Here is a 25,252-nt window from a genome sequence, read left to right as displayed (position 1 = left end):
ACACGGCGACCTCCTTGAACGTTCAACCTTTCCTTGAAGGGTACTCCCCCACCCCGAGCCCGCTGCGAGAATGGCCCGAGCGCACGAGGCGGGGGCGCGAACGGACACGAGCGGAGGGGTGCGCGTGGTCGCGGAGGCGGCGGCGTTACGGCTGGGCGGCACGGTGGCCACGGCGGCGGGCCGCTGGTGGCTGGGCGGCAAGCGCCGGGAGCAGGAACGGCAGCTGCCGATGGAGGAGCTGATCCGGCTCCGGGTGCCCGGCATGCGGCTCCAGCGCGAGGTCAGGCAGCAGTTCGAGCAGATCACCAACGCGGTCTTCGACCGGCTGGAGCCGTTCCTCCGGCACGCGTTCTCCCGCCTGGAGGACGGCGGCCGGCAGGCCGTGCTCGACGCCGTCGCAGACACCTTCGCCCGGGCCGACCTCTCCGACGAGGCGCTGCTCGACCACAACGTGCAGCCCGCCGAGCTGACCCGCGCCATCACCGGCTCCGTCCGGGGGCCGGTCGGCCTCAACGAGGCGGAGACCCGACTCTACGAGATCCTCTTCGCCGAGTGCGTCGAGTACTACGTCCGCATCGTGCGGAGTCTGCCCGCCTTCCAGGAACGGGCGACCAGCGAGCTGCTGGCCAGGACCGCGACCCTCGGCGGCGAGGTGGCGCGCCTGCTGGAGCGGCTCCCGGACCGTTCACTCCTCGCCCCGGACGGCACCGACCAGGACACCGCGTTCCGCCGCCAGTACCTGGAACTGGTCAGCCGCGACCTGGACGAGGTGGAGCTGTTCCGCCGCACCTCCGAGCAGGCCGCCGCGCCCCGGGTGCGGCTCTCCGTCGGCTATGTCAGCCTGCGGGCCGTCGGCGACGACGGGGGCCGCCGCCGAGTAGCCCGGGCGCTGCCCGCCGCCCGGCCCGACATGAGCGACTGGGAGGAGCACGCGGGCGCCGGCGACGGCTCCGGCACCCGCGTCGAGGCCGCGCTGCGCGACGCCAGCCGGGTGCTGCTGCGCGGCGAGGCCGGCTCGGGCAAGACCACCCTGCTGCGCTGGCTGGCCATCATGGCCGCGCGCGGCTCGTTCCAGGGCGAGTTGGCCGGCTGGAACGGGCTCACCCCGATCCTGGTCAAGCTCCGCGAGTACAGCGGCCGGGCCCTCCCGGACCCGAAGGCCATGCTGGACGGCATCGCCGGGCCGATCACCGGCATCATGCCGCGCGGCTGGGTCGAGCGGCAGCTCACCGAAGGGCGGGTGCTGCTGCTGATCGACGGCGTGGACGAGCTGCTGGAGCGCGAACGCCGGGCCGTCCGCGACTGGTTGCGCAGGCTCCTCGGCCAGTACCAGGCGCGGGTGGTCGTCACCTCCCGGCCGGCCGCCGCCGGCGCCGAGTGGCTGCGCCGGGAGGACTTCACCGCGCTGCACCTGGAGCGGATGACCCCGCCGGACCTCGCCGCGTTCGTCCGCCAGTGGCACCAGGCGGTCCGCGAGCTGGACGACGAACTGCCCTGCCCGGTCGACGAGTTGCCCCGGTACGAGCAGTCACTGCTGGCCAGCCTCAAGGACCGGGCCCACCTCCAGTCCCTCGCCGGCACGCCGCTGCTGGCCGCCATGCTCTGCGCGATGCACCTCAACCGGGGCCGGCATCTGCCCAGGGACCGGATGGAGTTGTACCGCAACGCGCTGCACGCCCTGGTCCACGACCGGGACGCCGACCGCAACGTACCCAGCGCCATGGACAGCGAACTCAGCCTCGGCGACAAGCTGGTGGTGCTCCGCGACCTGGCCTGGCGGCTGTCCGACAACAACCGCAGCGAGATCGACCTGGACCGCGCCGCCGGCTACGTCACGGCCAAGCTGCGCGCGATGCGGCACCTCGACGTGCTCGACGGCGGCCGGGTGCTGGAACAACTCCGGCACCGCTCCGGGGTGTTGCGCTCCCCGGCGGCCGACCGGGTGGACTTCGTGCACCGCACCTTCCAGGAGTACCTGGCCGCCGAGGAGGCGGCCGAGGAGGACCGGATCGGCAACCTGGTCGGCCGTGCCCACCTCGACCAGTGGCGGGAGACGGTCATCATGACAGCCGGCCACGCCAACACCCGCCAGCGCGAGGAACTCCTCGACGGCATCCTCGACCGCGCCGACGCCGAGCCCCGCCACGCCCGCACCCTCCGCCTGCTGGCGGCGGCCTGCCAGGAGACCCTCCCCTCCGTCGGCGACACCCTCGCCACCCGCCTCGACGGGGCCGTCTCCCACCTGCTCCCCGCCCGCCGCAAGACCGACCCCCCGGCCCTGGCCGCCGTCGGCCCCGGCCTGCTGCGCCGGCTGCCCACCTCGCTCGATGCCCTGACGGAGAAGGCGGCGGCCCAGACCGTGCGCACCGTGGCCCTGATCGGCGGCGAGGACGCACTGCGGCTGCTGGCGGGGTACGTGGGGGATGAGCGGGACGGAGTCATCAACGAACTGATCGCCGCCTGGGACTACTTCGACGCGGACGGCTACGTCGACGCGGTGCTGCTTCGACTGCCGCTGGCGGAGCGCGCTGTCCAGCTGAACCACTCGGGACAACTACGCGCGGCCGGCCGGCTCCGCACGCTGACGCACGTGCACGTCAACGCCCCGGTGCGAGAGCTCGGTTTCGCCACCGACCTGCCGCCCCTGACGGAGCTGTGGGTGGGCAACCACCAGGGTGAGACGCCGAATCTGACCGCGCTCCTTGCCCAACCGGCGCTGGAGCGCCTCACCCTGCTCGGCGAAACCCGGGTGCGCTCCGCCGAACCGCTGGGTGAGCTGAAGGAACTGGAGTGGCTCGGCCTCGGGGTGTCGGCGGAGGCGGACCTGGCTGTCCTGCACACGTTGCCGAAGTTGCGGGAAGTCCTGCTGTCCCATGACGGAATCGACTCGCCGAGCCTTCGGGTGCTGACCACGCTCCCCAGGCTTGAGCAGGTCCAACTCCTCGGCGACGTCGGTAGCGTGCCTCGCGATTTCGAGGAACTGGCGGGCATGACGGGACTGGACTATCTGTACCTCTACGGCCACGACGTGGGCGCCTGGCTCACCACGCTCCGCAGCGCGCCTCCCGCGCTGCACCACCTGTTCCTCATCAACTGCCTCGTACCCGCCGACCCGCGTGCCTTCTCCTCGCTGCCAAGCCTCGACCGAGTGGACTTCATCCGCTGCCTGACCCCCGACGGCACGCCCGTTGCCCGCTACGACATCCCGGACGTGGACGGCATCGCCAGCTGACGGTGGTGCCGACCACGCACCCCCAGGACGACGGCGGCCAGTAGGGATGCCACGGCCGAGGCGAGGAGGATCGCGCCCTTGGCCTCGGTGAGGTCTGCCGGGTCCGCGTAGGAGAGTTCGGCGATCAGCAGGGAGACCGTGCAGCCGATGCCGGCGAGGGCCGCGAGGCCGGCGATGTCGGGCCAGCCCAGGCGGGGGTTGAGGTGCGCGCTGGTGAAGCGGGCGGTCAGCCAGACGGCGCCGAGGATGCCGACGAGCTTGCCGCCGACCAGGCCGGCGAGGATGCCCCAGGTGATGCCGCTGGTCCAGAACCCGTCGGCGCCGGCGAGCGAGACGCCGGCCGACAGCAGGGCGAAGGCCGGCAGCGCGAGGCCGGCGGAGACCGGTCGCAGAAGTCGTTCCGCCCGGTGGGAGGGGCTGGTCGGCTCGCCGTCGCGGGTCGTGGTGCGCATTAGCAGGCCCATGGCGACGCCGGCGATGGTGGCGTGCACGCCGGAGGCGTGGGTCAGCGCCCAGCTGGTCAGCGCCAGCGGGCCGAGGAGCAGCCAGCCGGGCACGCGGGCCCGGACCCGGGTCACGGCCGGGCCGCGCCCGTTCTGGAGGTAGCCGAAGAGGGCCAGGCCGAGGGCGGCCAGCCCCAGGGCGGTGAGGGACAGGCCGCTGGTGTAGGCGACGGCGATCACCAGGACGGCGACCATGTCGTCGACGGTGGCCAGGGTGAGCAGGAAGGTGCGGAGCGCGGCGGGCAGGTGGCGGCCGACGACGGCGAGGACGGCCACGGCGAAGGCGATGTCGGTGGCCATCGGGATGCCCCAGCCGCCGAGCGCGCCGCCGCCGGCGCCGGCGTTGACGGCGAGGAAGACGGCGGCCGGGACCAGCACCCCGCCGAGCGCGCCGACGATGGGCAGGACGGCACGGCGCGGGTCGCGCAACTCGCCGTGCACCAGCTCGTGTTTGAGTTCGTTGCCGACGATGAAGAAGAACACCGCCAGCAGCCCGTCGGCCGCCCAGGCGTGCAGGGGCAGGTCCAGGTGGAGCGCGGCGGGGCCGACGTGGAGGTCGCGCAGGGACGTGTAGGCGTCGGCGAGTGGGGAGTTGGCCCAGACCAGGGCGGTGAGGGCGGCGGCGATGAGCAGCGCGCCGCTGACCGTGTCCGAGCGCAGCGCGGTGGTCAGTCGGGCGTGGGCGGGCAGGGCGGCACGAGACGTGCGGGGGGCGGGCATCCGAGAACAGCTCCGGGGCGGGGCGGCCGGTCAACTGAGGCGGCGCGGGGCGCCGTTGCGGGGCCCGGGCGCGTCGCCGGTGACCGGGTGGGGCGTACGGGGGCGGCGGGGGTCAGCCCGCCGCCGGCGGGCAGAGGCCCGTCAACGCGCCCCAGGTGCTGACGTAGCCGTTGGTGCCGATCGGCCGCCGCTCCAGCGGGCGCAGCGCGCGGGCGGCGGGTCGGCGGTGGCGGGGAGCCGGGGTGGTCAGGGGGTGGTGGGACATCGCCGGGCTCCTCTCGCTGGCCGTCACGGCTCGGCGGGGCCGGAGCGCCCCGCCCCCGCACCCTAACAAAGCCCCCGGGGCGGTCGGTGGCCGTCGGCAGGCGAGGGCGGGCGGCACACGCCGGACCCCTATACTGAAAATGACTTTCATCTGCATGTACTGGTTCGCTTCCCCGAGGAGACAGGCGTCGCGCCCATGAGAGACCTGACCACCGACACCGTCACCACCTACCTGCTGACCAACCGGGCCTTCGTCGCCCCGACCGTGGAGCGGGCCGTGCGCTCCCTCGAACTCGCCGGCCGGCGGCGGATACTCGACGCCGGCACCGGCGCGGGCGGCGGGCTGGTCGCGCTGGCGCGGGCCGCCGACCCGGACGCGCGGGTGCTGGGCGTGGACCGGGAGGCCAACGCGCTGGCGCTGGCCGAGGCGCACGCCGCCGAGCAGGGTGTCGCCGAGCGGACGGAGACCCGCCGGGGCGACCTGCTGGAGGTGCTGGCCGAGGCGGCCGAGCCGGGCGCCGGGTTCGACGCGATCTGGGCCAGCGACGTGATCTGGCCGGGCAACTTCCCCGACCCGGAGGCCGCGGTGGCGGCGCTGGCCGGGGCGCTCAACCCGGGCGGCGTGCTGGCGCTCTTCGGCAGCAACTACTACCAGGCGACGTTCCTGCCAGGACACTCCTGGGTGCAGCAGAAGCTGCGCGTCGCCTCCCAGTTGAACTGGGGCCTGCCGGGCGACGGGCCCACCCAGAACGAGCGGTTGGTGTCCTGGACGCTGGCGGCCGGGCTGCGGGAGACCCGGGTGGAGCTGCTGCCCCGGGTGGCGTTCCCGCTGGCCGCCGACCCGACGGCCCGCCCCTACCTGGAGCGGGTGGTCTGGCCGGAGCTGCTGGACGCGGCGCGGAATCGGGGCCGGGAGGCCGGGATGAGCGAGGCGGAACTGGCCCGGGCGGTGGAGTTGATGACGCCGGGCAGCGGCGGCTACGCGCTGGACGAGCCGGGCTACTACCTGACCCACCCGATGCTGCTGGTCACCGGGGTCCGCGCGGGCGCCGACCGCGACCAGGCGACGGACCGGGCGACGGACCGGGGGCGCCGGCTCGGGCAGCGCTTCCAGCGGTAGGGCGCACCGCGCCAACCACCCCCATCCCCTCCCCAGGAAAGGCGAGCCCGCCATGCCCCCACCAGATCCGACCACCGGCCAGCCCGGCGCCACCGAGGCGACGCCGTCTCCCCCGCCGGACGGCCGGCTGCCGGTGACCGTGCTCTCCGGCTTCCTCGGCGCCGGCAAGACCACCCTGCTCAACCACGTGCTCGGCAACCGCGAGGGCCTGCGGGTCGCCGTCATCGTCAACGACATGAGCGAGATCAACATCGACGCCGCGCTGGTCCGCGACGGCGGGGCGCTCTCCCGCACCGAGGAACGGCTGGTCGAGATGACCAACGGGTGCATCTGCTGCACGCTGCGGGACGACCTGTTGACCGAGGTCGAACGGCTGGCGCGGGCCGGCCGGTTCGACTACCTGCTGATCGAGTCCAGCGGCATCTCCGAGCCGATGCCGGTCGCCGCGACCTTCTCGTTCCCCCGGGACGACGGAGCGACGCTGGGCGACCTGGCCCGGCTGGACACCATGGTCACGGTGGTGGACGCCGCCAACTTCCTGACCGAGCTGGGACGCGGGGACGGCCTGGTCGAGCGGGGGCTGGACCAGTACGCGGACGACGAGCGGACGGTCAGCGACCTGCTCGCCGACCAGGTCGAGTTCGCCGACGTGCTGTTGCTCAACAAGGTCGACCTGGTGCCGGCGGCGGAGGCCGACCGGCTGGTGGCGGCGCTGCGCCGGCTCAACCCGGCGGCGCGGGTGCTGCGTGCCAGCCACGGCCGGGTCCCGGTGGGCGAGCTGCTCGGCACCGGCGCCTTCGACCTGGCCCGGGCCCAGGAGGCGCCGGGCTGGCTGGCCGAGCTGAACGGGGACCATGTGCCGGAGACGGAGGAGTACGGGATCTCCAGCCTGCTGTTCCGCGCGGAGAGGCCCTTTCACCCGGAGCGGCTGTGGCGGTTCGTCACCGAGCGGCTGGACGGCGGGGCGTTCGGCACCGTGCTGCGTTCCAAGGGCTTCTTCTGGCTGGCGAGCCGGCCGGACATCGCCGGGCTGTGGTCGCAGGCCGGGTCCGTCGCGCGGTTCGAGCCCACCGGGGTGCGCGCGGCGCCGGCCGCTGGCGGGCTCGCGGACGGGCAGGAACTCGTCTTCATCGGGACCGAGTTGGCGCGGGAGGCGCTGCACGCCGAGCTGTCAGTCTGCCTGCTGGCGGAGGACGAGTGGCGCGCCGGCCCGGCGGCCTGGGCGCGGCTGGCCGACCCGTTCCCCGACTGGGACACCCCGCCCGCCGAGCACGACCACGAGCACGACCACCCGGTGTGGGCGTGACGCCGGTGGCCCCCGGCCCGGCCGGCCGGGTCGGGGGCCGGTCCGGGGGTCGGTCCGGGGGTCGGTCCGGGGGTCGGTCCGGGACGGTTACGGGGTGACGGTGAAGGTGAAGTCCTCGGTCACCGGCGGCACGGCGGTGCCGTCGACGAGGGTGCCGCTGACGGTGAACGCGACGGTGTAGGTGCCGGGTTCGGTGAAGGCCCAGTTGGCGTGCACGTGGCTGTGGGCGTCGAGTTCGGTGGCGTCCGCCGCGTCGATGCCGTCGCCGCTGTCGAAGAACCGGGCGTCGGCGGCGCACAGGCCGTCCTGGTAGACGCTGAAGTCGCCGGGTCCGGTCACGCTCTCCAGGTGACGGTGAAGGCGTCGCCCGCCAGCACGCCCGCGTCGATGTGCGCGGAGAGGCCGGCCCACAGCAGGTCGGGGTTCTGGGACTGCGGCAGCCGGTGGACGGTGTCCCCGGCCGCACCGAGGAACGCGTAGCAGGGGTCGTTGGGAACGGTGTAGGCGGCGCCGGGCAGCGCCTCCAGGACGACGTCGGCGGGGTCGTACGCCAGGCCGCTGTCATCGTCGTGGACATGCACCTGGAAGGCGCCGTCCGCCAACTCGACGCCAACGACGTCCACATGGCCGGTGGAGAGCACGGTGGGGGCCGCCGCGGCCGCGGTGGCCAGGGAGGCGCAGGCGAGCGCGGCGGCCGTGCCGCCGACAACGGTCAGGGAGCTACGCAGAACACGCACGGGTGACCTCACTTGATCAGGAGTGATGGTGCACTGACATAAAGACGATAATCATTCTCAATAAGCGCCTCCAAGTGGGCCTCGCCGTGCGTCACATCACAGCCGACACGGCCACGCCGACGTTTCACCCTGAGATAGACATGGAAATCATCCCCAACTACGGTGGTGCCGATCATCGGTCCCCCGAGCCGCGAGAGGTGATCCGCCATGGGACGCCGACGGAGTGGCCAGCAGGCCCACCTCGTGCTCGGCGCGCGCACGGCCCGCCGCCGCGCGGCGGTCGCCGGCGTGCTGGCCGACTACGAGGAGTTCGTCTCGGCGCGCGAGCTGCACGCCCTGGCCGTCGCACGCGGCGTGCGCGTCGGCCTGACCACCGTCTACCGGGCCCTCCGCGAGCTGGAGGAGGGCGGCCTCGCCGACGTCGTCATGGACGAGAGCGGCGAGCGCCTCTACCGGCCGCGTCCCGCCGACGGCCACCAGCACTACCTGATCTGCCGCTCCTGCGGCACCAGCCGGCCGGTCGACTCGGCCGCGCTGGAGGAGTGGGTCGAACACGTCGCCGGGAGCAGCGAGTTCGCGGCCCTCGAACACCAGGTGCAGCTCACCGGGATCTGCGCCCCGTGCCAACCCGAGGCGGCTCCGGCCGAGTCCGGGGCCGGCTCCCCCGCGCTGGGCGGCGGCCAACCGTCGGCGGCCCACGGATAGCGGCCTTGCCGCCACCACACGGAGGAGTTGACGCGATGTCATGGCTGATACGCGGGCGGGTGGCGCCGAGGATCGGCGCCCTGCTGACCGGGGGGCTGCTGACCGGCGGGCTGCTGCTGGCCCCGGCGCCGGCCGCCGCCGAGGACGCCGTGGTCGAGCGCGAGCGGGCGGTGCTGGACGGCGGGCACCTGGACCTCGCCGCCCAACTGGACGACGGGCAGCTGGAGTTCCGGATCAAGGACGGCACAACGCCGGGCCAGGAGGTCTGGCGGGAGCCCAACGACGTCATCCTGCACTTCGACCCCCGGCACGCCTGGCAGATACCCGCCTCGGCGGCCGGCCGGGTCCCCGAGCAGCTGGGGCGGGTCGGCGACACCGTCTGGGTCGACCACAGCGTCACCTACGCCGCCGGCCTGCTGTGGCCGGGCTGGAACACCGAGGGGGTGCCCGCGGACGCGGTCGCCTCCCCGGTCACCGCGACGTTCACCGGGGTCGAGGGCCCCGAGGGTTTCTTCCTCGGCCAGTGGCGTGACCACCCCGAGCTGGGCAACGTGGTCGGCATCGACATCGACGGCACCCGACCCGCACCGGGCGCCGTCGAACTGCGGCCCGGCGTGCACGCCCACCCGCTGTGGTTCTTCACCACGGAGGGGGTCTACCGCATCCGGCTGGAGCTGAGCGCCACCCTGCCCACGGGCGAACGGGTCTCGGACACCGGCACCCTGACCGCCGTCGTCGGCGACCCGGACCCCGACGAGGTCGAACTCCCCGCCCCCGAGGAACCCGAGGAGCCGGAGACGCCGGAGGAGCCGGGCGAGCCCGGGCAACCCGAGGACCCGGGAGGGCCGGGCGGGCCGGGCGGGCCGGGGGAACCCGGTGCGCCCGAGCTGCCGGGAGAACCCGTGGAGCCCGGGAAGCCGACCGAGCCGGGGGAACCCGGCGGACCGGGTGAGCCGGGACAGCCGGAGGAGCCCGGGGAGTCGGAGGGACCCGAGGGCCCGGGCCAGCCCGGCGGGCCCGGCGCGGCAGGCCACAGCGGAAACGGTGAGGGGGACGGGAACGCCGGCGGTGCCGACGGCCCGTCGGCCGGTTCGGCGACCGGCTCCCCCACGTCCGGCGGCACCTCCGGCGCCGAGAACGGCCGGCCCGCCGGTGAACTCGCCCGCACCGGCGGCGACTTCGTCCCGCTCGGCGTCGCCGCCCTGGCCGCCGCGGCCGCCGGCCTCGCGCTGTGGGCCGCCGCGCGGCACGGCCGCGCCCGGCGGACGGCGCGGTGACCGCCGGCGCCCCGCACCCGAGGCGCGCCGCCCGAAGACCAGTCAGCCAGGACCGAACCCGAGGGAAGAGTTCATGACCGATCCGTATGCCGCGTCCGCGCCGTTCATCGACCCCCTGATAGCCGGCTTCTGGCGGGAGGCAGGCCCGTCGTTGACCGCCGCGCTGGCGCGGCTCGCCCCGGGCGGCGGCCCGGTGGTCGACCTCGGCGCCGGGTCGGGGCGCGGCACCCGGATCGCGGCGGCGGCGCTGCCGGCGGCCCGGATCGTCGCCGTGGAGCCGTCGGCGGCGATGCGGACGGCGCTGCTGGCGCGGCTGATGGACGATCCGGCGCTGGCCGAGCGGGTGACAGTGGTGGCGGATGAGGCGCTGGGGTTCGCGTTCCCCGAGGAGACGCGGGCCGTGCTGGCGCTCAACATGCTGGGCCATCTGGCGCCGGACGACCGGCGTGCGCTGTGGGCGCTGGTCGCCGACCGGCTGGCCCCCGACGGGTTGGTGCTGGTCAACAACCCGCCGCCGACCAGCGCTGAGGCCGTGCCGCGCACCGCCGGGCCGACGGTACGGGTCGGTGACCACGCCTATCGCGGTTGGTCGGAGGCGGAGCCGGCGGGCCGGCAGAGCCTGGTCTGGCACATGACGTACGAGACGCTGGACGCGGAGCGGGTGGTCTCCCGGGTGACGGTGGACTACGGCTGGTGGGTGGTGGGCGAGGCGGAGCTGCGGGCCGAGTGGGCGTCCGTCGGGCTCGCGGTCCGTTCGGTCGAGGCGGGTGGCGTCCATGTGCTGGGGCGCGCGGCGGAGTCCTGACGTTGGCGGGGGTCACCTTGCCAGCCAGATGAAAACCGTTACCATTAAAGCCTTCGGGGGGTGCCGCTCCCGGCGGGCTCAACACACCGTCCCCGAAGGCCAGGCGGCCGGGTGCGCGCGTTCCTCTGGAGGCGGCCCGCGCGCCCCGGCCGCCCACGCGTGGCGAGGTCAGAAGCCCCAGGGGCTGGGGTGGGGGCGCTGGCCGGGGTCCGCGGACCAGACGAGGCGGAGTTCCAGGTCGTCCCCGATGAGGTCACGCAGCCGTAGCGCGGCCCAGGCGTTCCAGTGGACGGCGGTGGGGAACTGGGGGACGCGGAACGCGGGCAGTTCGGTCGGGATCACCTCGGGGCGCAGCACGGTGCGTTCGAGTTCGCCGGTCGAGGCGTAGCGGACGGTTGAACGGGCGGTGTCGACGCAGTCGACGACAGCGTCCACCCGAAAGAGGTGGTACCCGTGAGCCTCGGTACCGTCGATCTCCACCGGGACGAGGGCGCCGGCGGACGGGATCGCCTCGGCCAACGCGGGCAGCAGCCGCGGGCCGAGGACGGGCGCCCCGGGGTATCCGGAGGGGAAGTCCGCCGCGCGGGCGCCGTTCGCCTCGTACCACTGGGCCCGCACCCGGTCGGGCGTCGGCCTGGCCTCGCCGTGGATCTGCCAGTCGACCAGCGCGGCCAGGGACGCGTCATCCAGGCGCAGGGGCGTCTGCTCGACCAAGGACGGCAGAAGGCGGTACACGGCGGCTGTCTCGGGCGAGCTTGTGTCTGTCACGGGCGTTTCGTCCAGTGGTCCGTCGGGTTCGACTGGTTGTTCGCGATCTGGTTCGGCGTGAGTCCGTTGAGTTCGGCCTGGATCTGCCTGCCGATGCTACGCAGTTCGGTGCGCAGGTCCGCCGTGATCTGGGCCGGGGACACGTTCAGACTCACCCGCGTCGCCACGAACTGCTGGAGATGGCTGTCCAGCCGGTTCAGGTACACGTTGGTGTGGGTGTAGTTGTGCGGTCGACTGTGGCCCAGCGGAATACCGTTGGCGGCCTCGTTGATGTCGATGTTGTACCGGTTGAGCAGCGCCCTCATGTTGGGGGCGTTGCCCCTGGTGAGACCCGAGGGCACGATGTGGGCGGCGGCCTGGCCGGTTCCGACGGGGCGACCGTCGAGCGCCAGGTTGTCCCGCAGGATCTCGGAGCAGGACTTGAGACCCAGATAATCCATCCATACCAACGGGTTGGGCACGTAGCCGGCCGGGTTGGGCCCGGCGGCCAAGCCCAGCGGGTCGGGCGTGAGATACCGGGCGGTCGTCGGGTCGTAGTGGCGGAAGTAGTTGTAGTACGACTCCGTTTCTCGGTCGTGGTACTGCCCGGGGAAGCGCAGCGGGGTGTCGGTCGTCGCCGCGCCGCCGTCGACGGCCAGGCCCCAGAGCGTCGCATCGCGCCGCCAGGCGATCTCCCCGTCCTCGGTGACCAGCTCGGTCGGGGTGCCGATCAGGTCGGTGACGACGGCGAAGAAGCGTTCGTCGACGACCCGCTGCGCTTCGGTGGCACGCCGCTCCGTCTGGGTCAGCGGGCGGGTGCCGTCCCGCTCCCAGCTGAGGGTCAGGGACTCGCGGCCGTCCACTCCTGTGGTGGTCTGCTCGACCAGATGCGTGTCGTCCCAGGTGAAGTGCGTCTCCTCGACCACCTGGGTACCTTCGGCGGCCAGCCGCCGCTTGGCCGCCCGCCGACCCCGCGCGTCGTACAGATAGCGCCAGCGGGTGCCGTCCGGGGTGGTCACGCCGACCAGGCGGTCCTCGGCGTCCCAGTCGTAGCGCCAAATGTCCGGTTTCCTGGAGAGCCGTTTCCTGCCACGCAGCACCACCCTGCCGGCGGCGTCGTACTCGTGGAAGACGGAGCCAGCCCTGGTGACCCGGGTACCCGTGAAGACACGTTCGCCTCTGGCCTCGGGGGCAGAGGCGGAGGCGGGCCAGTCCGCGTGGGTCACATTGCCGGAGGCGTCGTACGCATAGCGTTCCGACCAACCGTGCGCCCGCACCTCGGTGATTCGCCCGGCTGGGTCCAGCTCGACCTCCCGCCTCCCGGTCTCGCGGCCGGCTGTCCGCTCGACCAAGGACAGGGGCTGCCCATCAACGCGGTAGTTGTAACGCCGCTCCCACGTGGGCCGGTCGGGGCCAGTCAGGGTCTGGGCGGTGAGGCGGTGGTTCGCGTCCCAGGTCTGTTCCATGATCAGGCCGAGGTTCCCGATATGGCGGCTGACCTCGCGGCCCACCGCGTCGTGCCGGGAGGAGAGGGTGTGGCCGTCGACCGTGACGCTGGTGCGGCGGCCTCCCGCGTCATGGCTGAAGCGGCTGGTCATGCCGGCCGGCGTGGTGCGCTGAACGGGCAGCCCCCGCACGTCGTAGGCCGTGCGCAGGGTGCGCCCGTTGACGGTTTCCTCGATGCGCCGCCCGAGCGGGTCGTAGGCGAGGGAGAGGACCACATCGGGGCTGGTGGCCGTCTGCAGACGCCCTTCCGCGTCGTGGGTGTAGTGGGTGACCACCTCGTCGACCGTCTTGCTGGTCAGGCAGCCGGTGCCGTCGTAGGCGAAGGTGACGGTCTGCCCCAGCGGGTTCACCCGCGAACGAAGGCGGCCCAGCGGGTCGTGGGTGTAGCGGAGGGTGCGGCCGTCGAAGTCGGTCTCCGAGGCGAGGTGGTCACCGGCGTCGTAGGTGTAGTCCCAGGTGCGGCCCTCGGGGTCGACGACTTGGACGAGGTGCAACTCCGTGTCGTGCGCGAAGGCGTACCGTGCCCCGTCCGGGGTGACACGTGACAGGGGCCGACCGAACGGGCCGAACTCCATCCGGGTGGTGAGTCCGAACGGACTGGTGTGGCCGGTGCGGTTGCCCTCGCCGTCGTAGACCCAGGACTCGGTGGCGCCGTCCGGGGTGGTGCGCGAGGCCGGCAGTCCGTCGGCCGTCCAGGTCATCCGGGTGACCTGGCCCAGCGGGTCGGTGACGGTGCTGGGGCGGCCGTACGCGTCGTAGGTGTAGTGCGTGGTCGCGCCCAGCGGGTCGCTGGCCCACACTCGTTGCCCCGTCGCGTCGTTGCGGAACCTGTGGACCCCGCCCCCGGCATCGGTCAGTTCCGTCAGAGCACCGACCCGGTCGTAGGCGAGGGTGGCCGTCGCGCCGGTGGGATCGGTGAGCGCGACACAGTTGCCGCGCGTGTCCCACTCCGTGCGCCACACCGCGCCGTCCCGCGCCCGCCGTTCCACGGGCAGGTCGGCCTCGTTGTAGCTGACGGTGGACGCGGTCCCGTCCGGTTGCCGGATGGCGACGAGGTTGCCGCGGGCGTCCCACTCCAGGTTGACGGTGTGCCCCGCGGCGTCGGTGAGGGAGAGCAGTCGGTCGTACCGGTCGTGAGTGCGCTCGGTGCGGTGCCCCAACGGGTCGATCTCGCGGACGAGTTGATAGCAGTCGTTGCACTCGTAGACGGTGGTGTTGCCCAGGGAGTCGGTGAACAGTGTGCGACGGGAGTTCAGGTCGTAGCTGATGCGGCTGGCGAGGACGCCGCCCCTCCCTTCTGTCGCCACGCAGCGGCCCTGCTCGTCGTAGATGTAGCGGTACCAGTCGCCGAGGCGATCCTCCCAGCGCACGATGCGCCGGCTGTCGTCGTAGAACAGGCGCCGGGGTCGCTCGTGGGGCGCGTGATGGATCTCGGCGAGGTTGCCCCGCTCGTCGTAGCCGTACCGCACCAGAGCAGAATCGTCCGCCGCGCCGCGCAGCCGAAGGGAGATCACCCGCCCACCCTCGGTGGTGATCTCCACGTGGTAACCCCCGTCATGGACAAGGGAGACGGGCGCGCCGTCCGACCCGTAACCGACCCTGATGCGCGTGCCGTTGCGGTCGGCCAGCGCGGTCAGGGGCAGCTCGCCGCCCCGGCGGCCCGACACAGGTGCGAAGTACAGCGTGCGCCCTGTCTCGGGCTGCCGCACGGCGAGCGGGCCGCCGGGCTGTGACTCCCAGGTCAGCTCCCAGCGTGGACCCTCCACGGGCAGCACCGGTTCATCGGCCAGCGGCCGGGGGAAGTCCAGAATCATGCCGTCGTCGGTGACCAACCGGGCACCACCGTCGTCCAGGACCAGGCGTTGATCCAGGGTAGAAGCCCAGGAGGGCCCGAACCAGGTGCCTTCCCGCAGGCTGGTGCGATAGTGGCGGCGGACCACCAGCGGGAGCACGCCGGGAAGTTCGATGTCGGTGTCGTCCATGACCATCTCGCCGGTCGCCATGTCGACGGGGTCGGTCCGGCAGACCAGGTCGTCCCCGCCACGACCCATCCGACGGATGCTTCGCCCCAGCCCGAGCGCGCCCCGCTGCAGGCCCCGCAGTCCGGTGCTCGCCGCCCCCCTCAATCCGCGGGCGAGGCCACCGAGGGTGGTCAGGCCCTTCATCCCGGGGATGCAGTCCAGCGCGGCGAAGGCGACGTCGAGGAGCCCGGCTTCACCTCTGGCGAACTTGATGAGGGTGTCGGCGAGGACGACGAGGGCGGCGGCGAGAACGACCCAGGCGAGCGGGCCGCCGATGATCATCACGACGATGCCGAGGACGGCGACGATCACCTTGCAGATCTGGACGAGCGTGTCCCAGTTGTCGGTGACCCACTTGATGACGTTCTGCCACCATTTACGGTTCTGGATACCGGCGTCACTGGCCTCCTCGATGCCCTGCGCGCACTCGCGGGCCGCGTCCTCCCGCATCTCCCGCGCGTCCAGGGCGAGCTGGCGGGCAGCGGCAAGTCGCTCCTCCGCATCGTTGACCCGGCCCCGGGCGGCGCTGGCCGCCGCCTCGGCCGCCTGCTGGTCCCGGGTCGCGGCGCGGACGTCGACCTCGTTCGGCGGCTCGACACCGGCCCGCTCGCCCTCCCGTTGGAGGCGCTCGGATTCCTCGCCGGCACGGCCGACCCAGTCCGTCGCGTCTCCCAACGCCGATTGGGCACTGGCCAGATCGGCCTGGGCGGCCACTGCCCGGTCCAACGCCCGGTCCGCCATGCCCTGGGCGGTCTGCAGCTTCGGCCAGTAGCCGTCCAGTGCCTGAGCACAGAGGGAGTAACTCTCCTCCAGCTTGGTGAGGTTGTCCGGCACGCCCTCGAACTCGGCGCGAAAGGTGTCGGCGGACAACCCGGCCCAGTCCAGCAACGCACGATCGGAGGCCATGCCGCGGATCTTGGCCAGCGCCTCTCCGACATCGTCAGCGAACTCCTGGAGCTCGTCGGCCAGTTCCCGCGTTTCGTCGGGGTCGCCAGGAGTCGGGTCGCGGTCCATGTCGAGGGGTGACCAGTCGGACGGACGAGCCATCGCGTTCCCTCCTGTGAGCGCCGCCGCCCTCCGTCAATGAACGAATCCGGCACTCCGGGTACGAGCACATCAACGTCCCGTCATCGTCCCACGGCGAGCCGGCCATGGGGAGGGTGCCGCCGCCCGGCGCCCCAGGGCTGCGGCCAAGGCACGGACGCCGCCACCCTGCTCGCGCCCGGTCCAGGCCCGGCCCACCGGCCGGGGGGCGCATCGGCGGACGTACCTCGTGCCGGCCGACCCCCGGCAGCAGCGACCGCTCCCGCACCGTCGGGCTCGGCGCGAGCACCCCCAGGCATCGCATGTGTCATGCGTCACACAGGTCCACGCCACCTTCACCACCCGCCGACAGGCGCCCACACCTCCTCAGCTCGCGTTATCCGGTCGGGTGACGCCCGGCGCCCGCCGCGGGGGCGACGGCCAGGCCATCCCGCGCACCCCGGGCCGCTTGATGGAAACGATTATCGTTTCGTAGACTGCCGCCGCACACGCCGCCTCCTCACCCCCGGCGTCCGCCGCGTTGTCGGCGCCGGCCCGGTCCGGCGTTCCGTCGCGTGCCGCCCGGGCCAACGAGCAGAAGGAGCGACCCACCCCATGACCACCCGCATACGCCCGAGTTGGCGCCCCGCCCTGGCCGGGTTGACCGCCTCGGCCCTGGTGCTGGCCGGGGCCGTGGGCACCGCCCGGGCGGCCGACCCGCTGGTGCTGGACCACGGCCACATCGACGCCTTCAACGTCACCGTCGAGGGCGGCGAACTCGTCCTCGACCTCAGCGAGGACGTGACCGGCTCGCACGTCCGGCACGCCCCCGAGGACGTGCTGCTGCGGGTCAGGGAGGCGGCCTGGATCGACGCGATCCCCGAGCAGTACCCGGGCTCGCCGGCCGGCTACGTCCTGCCGCTGACCCAGAACCCCGAGCTGATCTGGCCCGGCTGGGACACCAACGGCACCGCCGGCAGCGGCTACACCGACGTCGAGATCGACATCACCGCCGTGGACGGCCCCGGCGACGTCTTCCTCTACACCCTGAGCGGGTTCGGCACCGTCACCCCGCTGCTGACCGACGGGGGCTACCAGCTCCCGGGCACACTCCGGGAGGAGTCCCCCGCGCACACCCACGCGCAGTGGACCTTCAGCGACCCCGGCAGCTACACCCTCGACGTCCAGGCCACCGCCACCAACCCGGCCACCGGCGACACCCTCACCAGCGACCCCGCCACTTACACCATCGAGGTCGGCGACCCGGAGGAGCCGGCCCCCGAACCCACCGGGCTGACCGTCGAGGGCCTGGCGGACCATTACCACACCGGCGACCAGGTCGAGTTGACGGCGGTTCCCGACGTCGCGACCGAGCTGGACCACTACCACTGGTACAGCCGGGACTCCGCGGCCGCCGAGTGGGAGGCCGCGCCTGGCGGCGACGGTGACCGCTACGTCGGCACCGCCGAGGTGGACGGCCAACAGCTCAGGGCCGAACTGCTGGACGAGGACCACCTGGTGGTGGCCAGCTCGGCGCCGGTGACCGTGCGGATCAACGACCACGGCGGCGAGGAGCCGGGCGGCCCCGGCGGGGACTCCGGCGGCACGGGCGGCGACGACGGCGAGGAGCCGGGCGACCAGACCGGTGGCAGCACCACCGGCGGTGGCACCACGTTCGGGACCACGACCGGCGACGGCACCACCGGCGGTAGCTCCGGCGGCGGCAGCGCCGACGACGCGTCCAACGGCACGGGCGGCACCGGCGGTTCGACCGGCACCAGCGGGGGCGGCGACACCGAGCCGCAGTGCTTCCCCGTCGAGGAGGAACGCGAGGTGCCCGTCGAGCCGACCGAGGCGCTGGTCCTCGACCACGGGCACATCGACGCCTTCAACGTGCTGACCGAGGGCGAGGACCTGCTCCTCAACCTCAAGGAGGACGTGACCGGCAGCCATGTCACCCACGCCCCCGAGGACGTGGTGCTGCACGTGAAGCAGGAGGCGTTCACCGAGTCGATCCCCGACGGGTACCCGGGCGCGCCCGCCGGCTACCTGCTGCCGCTGACCCAGGACCCCGAGCTGATCTGGCCCGGCTGGGACACCAACGGCACCGCCGGCAGCGGCTACACCGACGTCGAGATCGCCATCACCACCGTGGACGGGCCCGGCGAGGTCTTCCTCTACACCACCAACACCTTCGGCGGCGCCGTCCCGTTGCTGGAAGAGGGCGACTTCGCGCTGCCCGGCACCGTCCGGGAGGCGAGCCCCGCGCACACCCACGCCCAGTGGACCTTCACCGAGCCGGGCGGCTACACCCTCGACGTCCGGGCAACCGCCACCAACCCGGCCACCGGCGACACCCTCACCAGCGACCCCGCCACCTACACCTTCGCCGTCGGTGACACCCCTGACCAGCTCTCGACCCAGGGCGGCACCACCACCCGGACCGTGACGGTCGGCAGGACCGCCGACGGCGCGGACTGCGCGCTCCCCGACGACTCGTCGGGCGGCGCGGACGGCGCTGGCGGCCCGCTGGCCAGCACCGGCAGCGGCGTCCCGCCGTTCCTGATGGCCGGCGTGAGCGCCACGTTGCTGGCCGCCGGCACCGCCGCGTTCCTGCTCGCCCGCCGGCAGCGGGCCGCCCGCGCCTGAGGCCCGCGGTGGGCGGGGCCCGGCGGCCCCGCCCACCGGGGCACCGAGAGAGGAGACCGGTGACGATGACCAGGAAGCGACGACGCGGGGCGTGGGCCCTGGCCCTGGCCGCCGCGCTGGCCGGCACGGTCGGCGGCTGCGCCGGGCTGACCACCCCGCCGGACGACGGGCGGCTCAGCGTCGTCACCACCACCGGCATCCTGGCCGACCTGACCCGGCAGGTCGGCGGCGAGTTGGTGGACGTCGAGTCGCTGGTCCCCGAGGGCGGGGATCCGCACTCGCACGAGCCCACGCTGCGGGACGTGCGGGACATCGTCTACGCGGACGCCGCGTTCAGCAACTACCTGATGTTGGAGGAGCAGAACCTGATCCGGGCGCTGGACGCCAACCTGCCGGACGATGTGCCCCATGTGCCGTTGGCGGAACGCGCGGTGCGGTACGCGGCCGAGATCATCCCGCTGGTGGAGAACGTCAACCTGGACACCATCTGGCTGGGGCTGCGGGTGCGGGGCACCGGTGAGGAGTTGGGCGCCACCCGCTCGTCCGAGGTACGACTGAAGGCCACCGGTCTTGAGGGGCCGGGCGAACTGGTCGGCTATCTGACGGAGACCTTCGGCGAGCCGGCGGTCTTCTTCGACTCCTCCGACGGGTTCGACGCCGGCGACGGCTACGCGCACGACACCGCCGTGCTGCCGCCGGCCGCCCACACCCATATGAGCTGGGCGTTCACCGAGCCGGGCGTCTACCGGCTCCAGTTGGCCGCCGAGCTGGTGGCCACCCCCACCACCCGGCCCGTGCCGGCCGGGGAGTCCACCGTCACCTTCGCCGTCGGTGTCGACCCGCACAGTGTCCCCGGCATGGCCGGGGCGACCGTGCTCGACGGGGGACACACCGACGTCACGGTGGACCTGGAGCAGGCCGGCGAGCCGACGGCCTCCCTGCACCTCGATGTCGAGCCCGAGGGGAGCCGCAGCACCGAACACGAGGTGCACGACCCCCGCGAGACGGTCATCGAGGTGCCCAACAAGGCCCTCACCGAGGTGCCCGGCGACCCCAGGTTCCGGATACTGGGCCGGGCGGGCGACGAGATCCACCAGCTGCCGCAGGCGGTGCTGGGCCGCCACGTGCACGGGGAGATCGACCCGCACCTGTGGCAGAACGTGCGCAACGCGATGGCCTATGTGCAGATCATCCGAGACACCCTCATCGAGATCGATCCCGCGCACGCCGCCGACTACCGGGCCAACACCCGCGACTACCTCCGTGAGTTGGAGGATCTCGACGACTACGTGGCGGCAGCCGTCGCCGAGATCCCGCCGTCCCGGCGCCATCTGGTCACCACCCACGACGCGTTCGGCTACCTGGGCGCCGCCTACGGCCTGGACATCGCCGGCTTCGTCACCCCCAACCCGGCCACCGAGCCCAGCCTGGTGGAGCGCCGACGGCTGGGCGAGACGCTCGACAACCTCGCGGTGCCCGCCGTCTTCCTGGAGCCCAACCTCCGCAGCCGGTCCAGCACGCTCGTGCAGCTCGCCGAGGAGCGGGACGTGGCGGTGTGCGTGATCTACGGCGACGCCTTCGACGAGGAGGTCACCAGCTATGTCGCGATGATGCGCGCCAACGCCGACTCGCTGCGGGACTGCCTCCGTTGACCCCGCCCCGCCCGAACGGCCCCCGCTCCCCCGCCCTTTCGCCCCCAAAGGAACCCCCGATGCCCCAACCCCCAGACCTGGCCGGCCGGTTGCCCCGCCGGGCCGGTCTCGTGGCGGCGCTGCTGGCCGCTTCGCTGTCCGTCGCCCTGGTGGCGCCGGCCGGGCACGCCGCCGAGCCCGACGAGCCCGACGACCTGGAGCAGACCGTCGCCCCCGAGGAGGAGAACGTCCGGGGCGAGGCGGTGCTCGACCTCGGCCACGTGGACATCGGCCCGCGCTTCGTGGACGGCCAGTGGCGCGTCCAGGGCCGGGACGACAGCCAGTCGCCCCCGGTGTGGCGGGCGTTGACCGACGTGGTGACCCGGGTCACCGACGCCGCCGTGCAACAGGCCCCGGACGAACCGGACTTCGCCTTCCTGGACGCCGAGCCCGGCAGCGATCTGTACGTCATCCCGCAGACCCAGGCGCCCGAGGTGGTCTGGCTGGGCTGGAACACCCAGGACCCGGAGGTGATGGAGCGGGTCGACCGCGGAGTGACCCTGACCATGCACGGCGTCGAGGGGCCGGGTCACCTCGCGGTCTTCCTGCAGAACGGCGCCCTCGGCGCCCCCGAGGTGCTGTGGGACGGCGACGCGGCCGGCCCGCAGGAGCTGTGGGTGGACCTCAACACGCACACCCACGCGAACTGGGTCTTCACCGAACCCGGCGTCTACGTCCTGGACTTCGAGGTGTCGGCCGAGCTGATCAGCGGGGAGCGGGTGGCGGACCGGGCGCCGCTGCGGTTCGCCGTGGGCGACGCGACCGACGTGGCGGCGGCGTTCGACGCCACCCTCGACGAGCCCGCCGCCCCGGCCGGCGACGAGCCGACGGCCGCCGAGGGCGCGGACGCGGCGGACGAGGAGCCCGCGGACTCGTCGCTGCCGGCGGTGCTGCTGGTGGTGGCGGCGGTGGCGGTGACCCTGCTGGTGGCCGTGGTGACGGTCGGCGCCCGCTCCCGGCGGGCCCGGCGGCTGGCCGCCGCGCCGGCCGGCGACGACGCCGGGGCGGGGGCGCCGTGACCGCGCTCGCGGTGCGGGGCCTGGCCGTGGCGCTGGGCGGCCGGCAGGTGCTGCACGACGTCGATCTCGACCTGCACGGCGGCGACTTCATGGGGCTGATCGGCCCCAACGGCGCCGGGAAGACCACCCTGCTGCGCTCGGTGCTCGGCCTGGTGCGCCCCACCGCGGGCACCGTGACGGTCGAGGGCGCGCCGATCGCCCGGGCTCGGCAGCGGGTCGGCTATGTGCCGCAACGCCACGAGTTCGCCTGGGACTTCCCGATCAGCGTCGCGGACGCGGTGCTCTCCGGGCGGGTGCGGCGGATCGGCTGGCTGCGGGGCGCCGGGGTGGCCGACTACCGGGCGGTCAACGAGGCGCTGGCCCGGGTCGGCATGACGGAGCTGGCCGACCGGCCGGTGGGTCAGCTCTCCGGCGGGCAGCGGCAACGCGTGCTGGTGGCCCGCGCGTTGGTGCTGCGGCCCGGCGTGCTGCTGCTGGACGAGCCGTTCACCGGCCTGGACATGCCGACGCAGGAGCTGCTGACGGACCTGTTCGGCGCGTTGAGCCGGGAGGGACGGGCGGTGCTGATGACCACCCACGACCTGGCCGCCGCCCTGCACACCTGCGGCCGGCTCTGCCTGGTCAACCGGACGGTGGTGGCCGCCGGCACGCCGGCGGAGCTGCGCGACGCCGAGCTGTGGCGGGCCGCGTTCGGCATCCGGGCCGGCAGCCCGCTGCTGGCCACCCTGGGGGTCAACTGATGCTCACTCCCCAGGAGTTCGTCGCCGACCTGGTCAACCCGGCGCTCGCCTTCCTGCCCAAGGCGCTGCTGGTGGCGCTGCTCTCCTCGGCGGTCTGCGGGGTGATCGGCTGCTATGTGGTGCTGCGCGGCATGGCGTTCATCGGGGACGCGGTCGCGCACGCCGTCTTCCCCGGGCTGGCCGTGGCGTTCGTGGTCCAGGGCAACCTGGTGCTGGGCGGCGCGGTGGCCGGGGTGCTCACCGCGGTGGCGGTGGCGGTCTTCGCGCAGAACCGGCGGCTGCGCGAGGACAGCGTGATCGGGGTGTTCTTCGTCGGCGCCTTCGCGCTGGGCATCGTGATCATCAGCCGCGCCCCCGGCTACTCGGGCTCGCTCCAGCAGTTCCTCTTCGGCTCGATCACCGGCATCCCGGACGAGGACCTGGTGGTGGTCGCCGTCTCCACGGCGGTGCTGCTGGTGCTGACGTTCCTGTTCCACAAGGAGTTCGTGGCCGTCACGCTGGACCGGGAGTCGGCCCGCGCGCTGGGGCTGCCGGTCTTCGCGCTGGACCTGGCGCTGTATGTGATGGTCTCGGTCGCGGTGGTCATCTCGGTGCAGACGATCGGCAACATCCTGGTGCTGGCGCTGCTGGTCACCCCGGCGGCCACCGCCCGGCTGCTGACCGACCGGCTGGGCGTGATGATGCTGCTGGCCCCGCTGCTGGGCGGCGCCTCGGCGCTGGTCGGGCTCTACCTCTCGTGGAGCGTCGACCTGCCGACGGGCGGCACGATCGTGCTGGTGGCCACCGGCTTCTTCCTGCTCGCCTGGGCCCTGGCGCCCCGGCACGGCGCGCTGGCCCGGCTCGGGCGGCGGCTGCGCCACACGACGGTGACCCCGTCCCCCCATGCGATCGACGAGAGAGGACACCCCACATGACCGAACCGTCCGTCGAGCCCGTGCTCGACCACGTGGTGCTGGCCGCCCGCGACCGCGCGGCGATCGAGGAAGCGCTGGCCGCGCTGGGCCTGCGGGCGGGCAGCGGCCGGGCCATCCCGGGCGCCGGCCTGTCCAACGTCATGGTGGCGGTCGGCAGCCAACTGCTGGAGCTGCACTACCCCGACGGGTCGCCGGTCGCCGAGGGCGCGCCGCCCTACGCCCAGGCCCAGCGGGCGGCGCTGGCGGCCCACCCGGACGTGCCGCTGGTGCCCGTGGCCTGGGTGGTCCGCTACCCGAGCGAGGCGGAACTGCGGGCGGCCAGCGCACGCGTCGGCTACCCGGTGGTGGAGGTGCCGGCCGAGCCGCCCAACGAGGCGCCCCACCTGCTGGGCGGCCTCGGCGCGGCCTTCGAACGCCCCTGGCTGCCGGCGCTGATCCACTGGTCGGCCGCGCCGCACCTGCCGCCGACCCTGGTCGAGGACCGTGGGCGCGGGCCGAACGAGGGCCGGCTGACGCTGGACGTGTCCGGGCCGGCGGACGAACTCCGCGCCTGGTGTGGGGCGTTGCCCCGCCGGGTCGAGATCGGGGCCGGCACGGCCGGGCCGCTGCGGGCCTGGCTGCGCCGGCCCGACGGGACGAGCGCGGCGCTCGGGCTGCCGCCGGAGTAGCGAGGCCGCTGGCGGGGCGCGCGCCGAGGCTTGGGCGCCGGAGCGCGCGCCGGCGGCTCAGCGGTGCAGCACGCCGATCTCCGGGGAACCGGGGACGCCGGCGGCGCTGACCAGCCGGCTGGTCAGGCCGGCCTCCGCGGCCAGCGCCTCCAGCGTGAGGTTCTCCCAGGAGTAGACGTCGCTGGTGGTGCGGACCAGCCGGCCGGCCCGGAAGACCTTCCAGGTGGTGCGCCACCGCATCAGGTCGCCGGCCACCGGCTCGGCCTCGGTCCACCACTCATAGGTCTGCTCCCCGATGGTCTCCCGCAACATCCGGAACGGCGGGATGGGCCGGGTCGCGCCCGCACCCATCAGCTCCACCACGATGGGGCCGCCGGCCGGCAGCCGCTCCCCCAACATCCGCCACAGCGCGGCCCGTTCCTCGCGGGTCAGGTGGCCGACCACGCCGAAGACCACCACCGCGCTGATCCGCTCCGGCAGTTCGACGCGCTGGGCCGGCTCGGCGAGGATGGTGACCCGGCGCCGCAGGTCGGGGTCGCCGACGACGCGGCTGGTGAGCATGGCGCGCATCGGGGTGGACGGCTCGACGGCGATCAGCGGGACGCCGGGCAGGGCCCGGGCGATCACCTCGGTGACCCGGCCGGTGCCGGCCCCGATCTCCACCACCGGGCCGTGCCGCGTGTCGAGGCCGGCCAGCGCGGTGGTCAACGGGCCGGCGCTGGTGGCAACATGGCGGGCGGCGACCAGTTCGTAGAACTCGGCGGACGCGGTGTAGTAGTCGGCGACCACGGGGGGTTCCTCTCGTCTCAGGGGGTGCTGGGCCAGGCCTTGGCCGGGCGGGGCACGGGCAGGCCGAGGTCCCGGCAGATCGTCTCGGCGACCCGCTGCCGCTGGGGGGTCAGGAAGAAGTGGCCCCCGTCCAGCACGGTCACCGCCAGCGGCCGGGAGGTGGTGGCGGCCCAGGTCAGCGCGTCCGGCGGGCCGCACTCGGGGTCGTCCGAGCCGACCAACACGCTGACCGGGCAGGGCAGTGCCTCGGGCGCCGCGGGCTGGTACCGCTCGATCAGCCGGTAGTCGTTGCGCACGTACCGCAGCACCGCGGCGCGCAGGTCGGGGTCGGCGAGCACCTCGCGCGGGGTGCCGCCGAGCCGCACCAGGTCGTCGACGAGCGCCGCGTCACCCCTGAGGTGAACGTCACCGCCGGGGGCACGGTGCGGCGCCGGCCGGGCCGCGGCCAGCAGCCGCTCGGGGGCCGGCAGGCCGCGCCTGGTCAGCTCCAGGGCGACCTCGTAGGCCACGGCGCTGCCCATGCTGTGCCCGAAGAGCGCGTAGGGCCGGTCCAGGACGGGCGCCAGCGCGTCGGTCACCTCGCGCACCAGATCGGCCATGGTGTCCACCAGCGGGTCGGGGAACCGGTCCTCGCGTCCCGGGTACTGGACGGTGAGCACCTCCACCTCCTCGGGCAGCAGCGCCTGCCAGGGGCGGAAAGCGGAGGCCGCGCCGCCCGCGTGCGGCAGGCAGACCAGCAGCAGCCGGGCCGCCGGGCGGGGTTGGGGACGCCGCAGCCAGGGCCCCGGGTCTCGGTGGTGCGACGCCATACGCGTT

Annotated in this window: 21 protein-coding genes; 12 read left to right on the top strand and 9 right to left on the bottom strand. The window is 73.7% G+C overall.

What is annotated here, in order from left to right; genetic code table 11:
• Positions 1 to 118: 118 nt before the first annotated feature.
• Entirely contained in the window at positions 119 to 3,232 is a 3,114-nt protein-coding gene (locus tag RM844_RS22390) for an NACHT domain-containing protein (protein WP_449657332.1), read from the top strand.
• Here RM844_RS22390 and nhaA read toward each other — a convergent pair.
• Together nhaA and RM844_RS22380 are read right to left on the bottom strand one after the other, a co-directional pair.
• Positions 3,196 to 4,455, bottom strand: a complete 1,260-nt coding sequence (nhaA, locus tag RM844_RS22385) for a Na+/H+ antiporter NhaA (RefSeq protein WP_311669128.1) — start codon at positions 4,453 to 4,455, stop codon at positions 3,196 to 3,198. The two genes, RM844_RS22390 and nhaA, sit on opposite strands and share 37 nt — an antisense overlap.
• A 112-nt stretch (positions 4,456 to 4,567) precedes the next feature.
• Positions 4,568 to 4,720 (bottom strand): hypothetical protein, encoded by a 153-nt coding sequence (locus RM844_RS22380; protein ID WP_311669127.1) that lies wholly within the window; start codon positions 4,718 to 4,720, stop codon positions 4,568 to 4,570.
• 195 nt (positions 4,721 to 4,915) lie between these two features.
• Here RM844_RS22380 and RM844_RS22375 point away from each other — a divergent pair, with 195 nt between their 5' ends.
• Both RM844_RS22375 and RM844_RS22370 read left to right on the top strand, forming a co-directional pair.
• Positions 4,916 to 5,839 (top strand): class I SAM-dependent methyltransferase, encoded by a 924-nt coding sequence (locus RM844_RS22375; RefSeq protein ID WP_311669126.1) that lies wholly within the window; start codon positions 4,916 to 4,918, stop codon positions 5,837 to 5,839.
• 52 nt (positions 5,840 to 5,891) lie between these two features.
• Positions 5,892 to 7,145, top strand: coding sequence for a GTP-binding protein (locus RM844_RS22370; protein WP_311669125.1), 1,254 nt, complete (start codon positions 5,892 to 5,894; stop codon positions 7,143 to 7,145).
• 87 nt (positions 7,146 to 7,232) lie between these two features.
• Here RM844_RS22370 and RM844_RS22365 read toward each other — a convergent pair whose 3' ends face one another.
• Genes RM844_RS22365 through RM844_RS22355 form a run of 3 tightly spaced genes read right to left on the bottom strand, consistent with a single transcriptional unit; the run spans position 7,233 to position 8,058 of the window.
• Positions 7,233 to 7,484 (bottom strand): choice-of-anchor M domain-containing protein, encoded by a 252-nt coding sequence (locus RM844_RS22365; RefSeq protein WP_311669124.1) that lies wholly within the window; start codon positions 7,482 to 7,484, stop codon positions 7,233 to 7,235.
• The gene (locus RM844_RS22360; protein ID WP_311669123.1) at positions 7,481 to 7,882 is read right to left on the bottom strand and encodes a choice-of-anchor M domain-containing protein; all 402 of its coding nucleotides are present in this window, start codon (positions 7,880 to 7,882) and stop codon (positions 7,481 to 7,483) included. Before RM844_RS22360 ends, RM844_RS22365 begins: the two co-directional genes overlap by 4 nt.
• An 8-nt stretch (positions 7,883 to 7,890) precedes the next feature.
• The gene (locus tag RM844_RS22355; RefSeq protein ID WP_311669122.1) at positions 7,891 to 8,058 is read right to left on the bottom strand and encodes a hypothetical protein; all 168 of its coding nucleotides are present in this window, start codon (positions 8,056 to 8,058) and stop codon (positions 7,891 to 7,893) included.
• 31 nt (positions 8,059 to 8,089) lie between these two features.
• On the opposite strand from RM844_RS22355, the gene RM844_RS22350 reads away from it, so the two are divergent.
• The 3 genes from RM844_RS22350 (at position 8,090) to RM844_RS22340 (ending at position 10,669) form a co-directional block, all read left to right on the top strand.
• Complete coding sequence (locus RM844_RS22350) at positions 8,090 to 8,587, top strand: Fur family transcriptional regulator (protein WP_311669121.1); 498 nt, start codon at positions 8,090 to 8,092, stop codon at positions 8,585 to 8,587.
• A gap of 35 nt (positions 8,588 to 8,622) precedes the next feature.
• Positions 8,623 to 9,864, top strand: coding sequence for a choice-of-anchor M domain-containing protein (locus RM844_RS22345; RefSeq protein ID WP_311669120.1), 1,242 nt, complete (start codon positions 8,623 to 8,625; stop codon positions 9,862 to 9,864).
• A gap of 73 nt (positions 9,865 to 9,937) precedes the next feature.
• On the top strand, positions 9,938 to 10,669 hold the full coding sequence (locus RM844_RS22340) for a class I SAM-dependent methyltransferase (RefSeq protein ID WP_311669119.1): 732 nt from the start codon (positions 9,938 to 9,940) through the stop codon (positions 10,667 to 10,669).
• Positions 10,670 to 10,837: 168 nt separating this feature from the next.
• On the opposite strand, the gene RM844_RS22335 is transcribed toward RM844_RS22340, so the two are convergent.
• A complete protein-coding gene (locus RM844_RS22335; RefSeq protein ID WP_311669118.1) occupies positions 10,838 to 11,404 on the bottom strand; it encodes a hypothetical protein in 567 nt (188 codons plus the stop codon).
• A gap of 29 nt (positions 11,405 to 11,433) precedes the next feature.
• Positions 11,434 to 15,990 carry a DUF6531 domain-containing protein gene (locus RM844_RS22330; protein ID WP_311669117.1) on the bottom strand — a complete coding sequence of 1,519 codons (4,557 nt, stop codon included), beginning with the start codon at positions 15,988 to 15,990 and terminating at the stop codon, positions 11,434 to 11,436.
• A gap of 591 nt (positions 15,991 to 16,581) precedes the next feature.
• Between RM844_RS22330 and RM844_RS22325 the strand changes: the two genes are divergently transcribed.
• The 6 genes from RM844_RS22325 to RM844_RS22300 all read left to right on the top strand — a co-directional run bounded on the left by RM844_RS22325 (position 16,582) and on the right by RM844_RS22300 (position 23,647).
• The gene (locus RM844_RS22325) at positions 16,582 to 18,615 is read left to right on the top strand and encodes a choice-of-anchor M domain-containing protein (RefSeq protein ID WP_311669116.1); all 2,034 of its coding nucleotides are present in this window, start codon (positions 16,582 to 16,584) and stop codon (positions 18,613 to 18,615) included.
• Between the two features lie 65 nt (positions 18,616 to 18,680).
• Entirely contained in the window at positions 18,681 to 20,267 is a 1,587-nt protein-coding gene (locus RM844_RS22320; RefSeq protein WP_311669115.1) for an anchored repeat ABC transporter, substrate-binding protein, read from the top strand.
• Between the two features lie 59 nt (positions 20,268 to 20,326).
• Positions 20,327 to 21,325: a choice-of-anchor M domain-containing protein gene (locus RM844_RS22315; RefSeq protein WP_311669114.1), complete on the top strand. Its 999-nt coding sequence runs from the start codon at positions 20,327 to 20,329 to the stop codon at positions 21,323 to 21,325.
• Positions 21,322 to 22,065 carry an anchored repeat-type ABC transporter ATP-binding subunit gene (locus RM844_RS22310; RefSeq protein ID WP_311669113.1) on the top strand — a complete coding sequence of 248 codons (744 nt, stop codon included), beginning with the start codon at positions 21,322 to 21,324 and terminating at the stop codon, positions 22,063 to 22,065. The genes RM844_RS22315 and RM844_RS22310 overlap by 4 nt, the downstream gene beginning before the upstream one ends.
• The gene (locus tag RM844_RS22305; RefSeq protein WP_311669112.1) at positions 22,065 to 22,979 is read left to right on the top strand and encodes an anchored repeat-type ABC transporter permease subunit; all 915 of its coding nucleotides are present in this window, start codon (positions 22,065 to 22,067) and stop codon (positions 22,977 to 22,979) included. The genes RM844_RS22310 and RM844_RS22305 overlap by 1 nt, the downstream gene beginning before the upstream one ends.
• Positions 22,976 to 23,647 (top strand): VOC family protein, encoded by a 672-nt coding sequence (locus tag RM844_RS22300; RefSeq protein WP_311669111.1) that lies wholly within the window; start codon positions 22,976 to 22,978, stop codon positions 23,645 to 23,647. Before RM844_RS22305 ends, RM844_RS22300 begins: the two co-directional genes overlap by 4 nt.
• A gap of 57 nt (positions 23,648 to 23,704) precedes the next feature.
• Here the strand turns inward: RM844_RS22300 and RM844_RS22295 are convergent, their stop codons facing one another.
• Both RM844_RS22295 and RM844_RS22290 read right to left on the bottom strand, forming a co-directional pair.
• Positions 23,705 to 24,436 (bottom strand): class I SAM-dependent methyltransferase, encoded by a 732-nt coding sequence (locus RM844_RS22295; protein WP_311669110.1) that lies wholly within the window; start codon positions 24,434 to 24,436, stop codon positions 23,705 to 23,707.
• A gap of 17 nt (positions 24,437 to 24,453) precedes the next feature.
• Entirely contained in the window at positions 24,454 to 25,245 is a 792-nt protein-coding gene (locus tag RM844_RS22290) for a thioesterase II family protein (protein WP_311669109.1), read from the bottom strand.
• Positions 25,246 to 25,252: the final 7 nt, after the last annotated feature.

The sequence above is a fragment of the Streptomyces chisholmiae genome, from assembly GCF_031845445.1.
GTDB classification, from domain to species: Bacteria; Actinomycetota; Actinomycetes; order Streptomycetales; family Streptomycetaceae; genus Streptomyces; species Streptomyces chisholmiae.
Note: the sequence above shows the minus strand (reverse complement) of the source record. Positions and strands in the feature narration are given on the sequence as shown.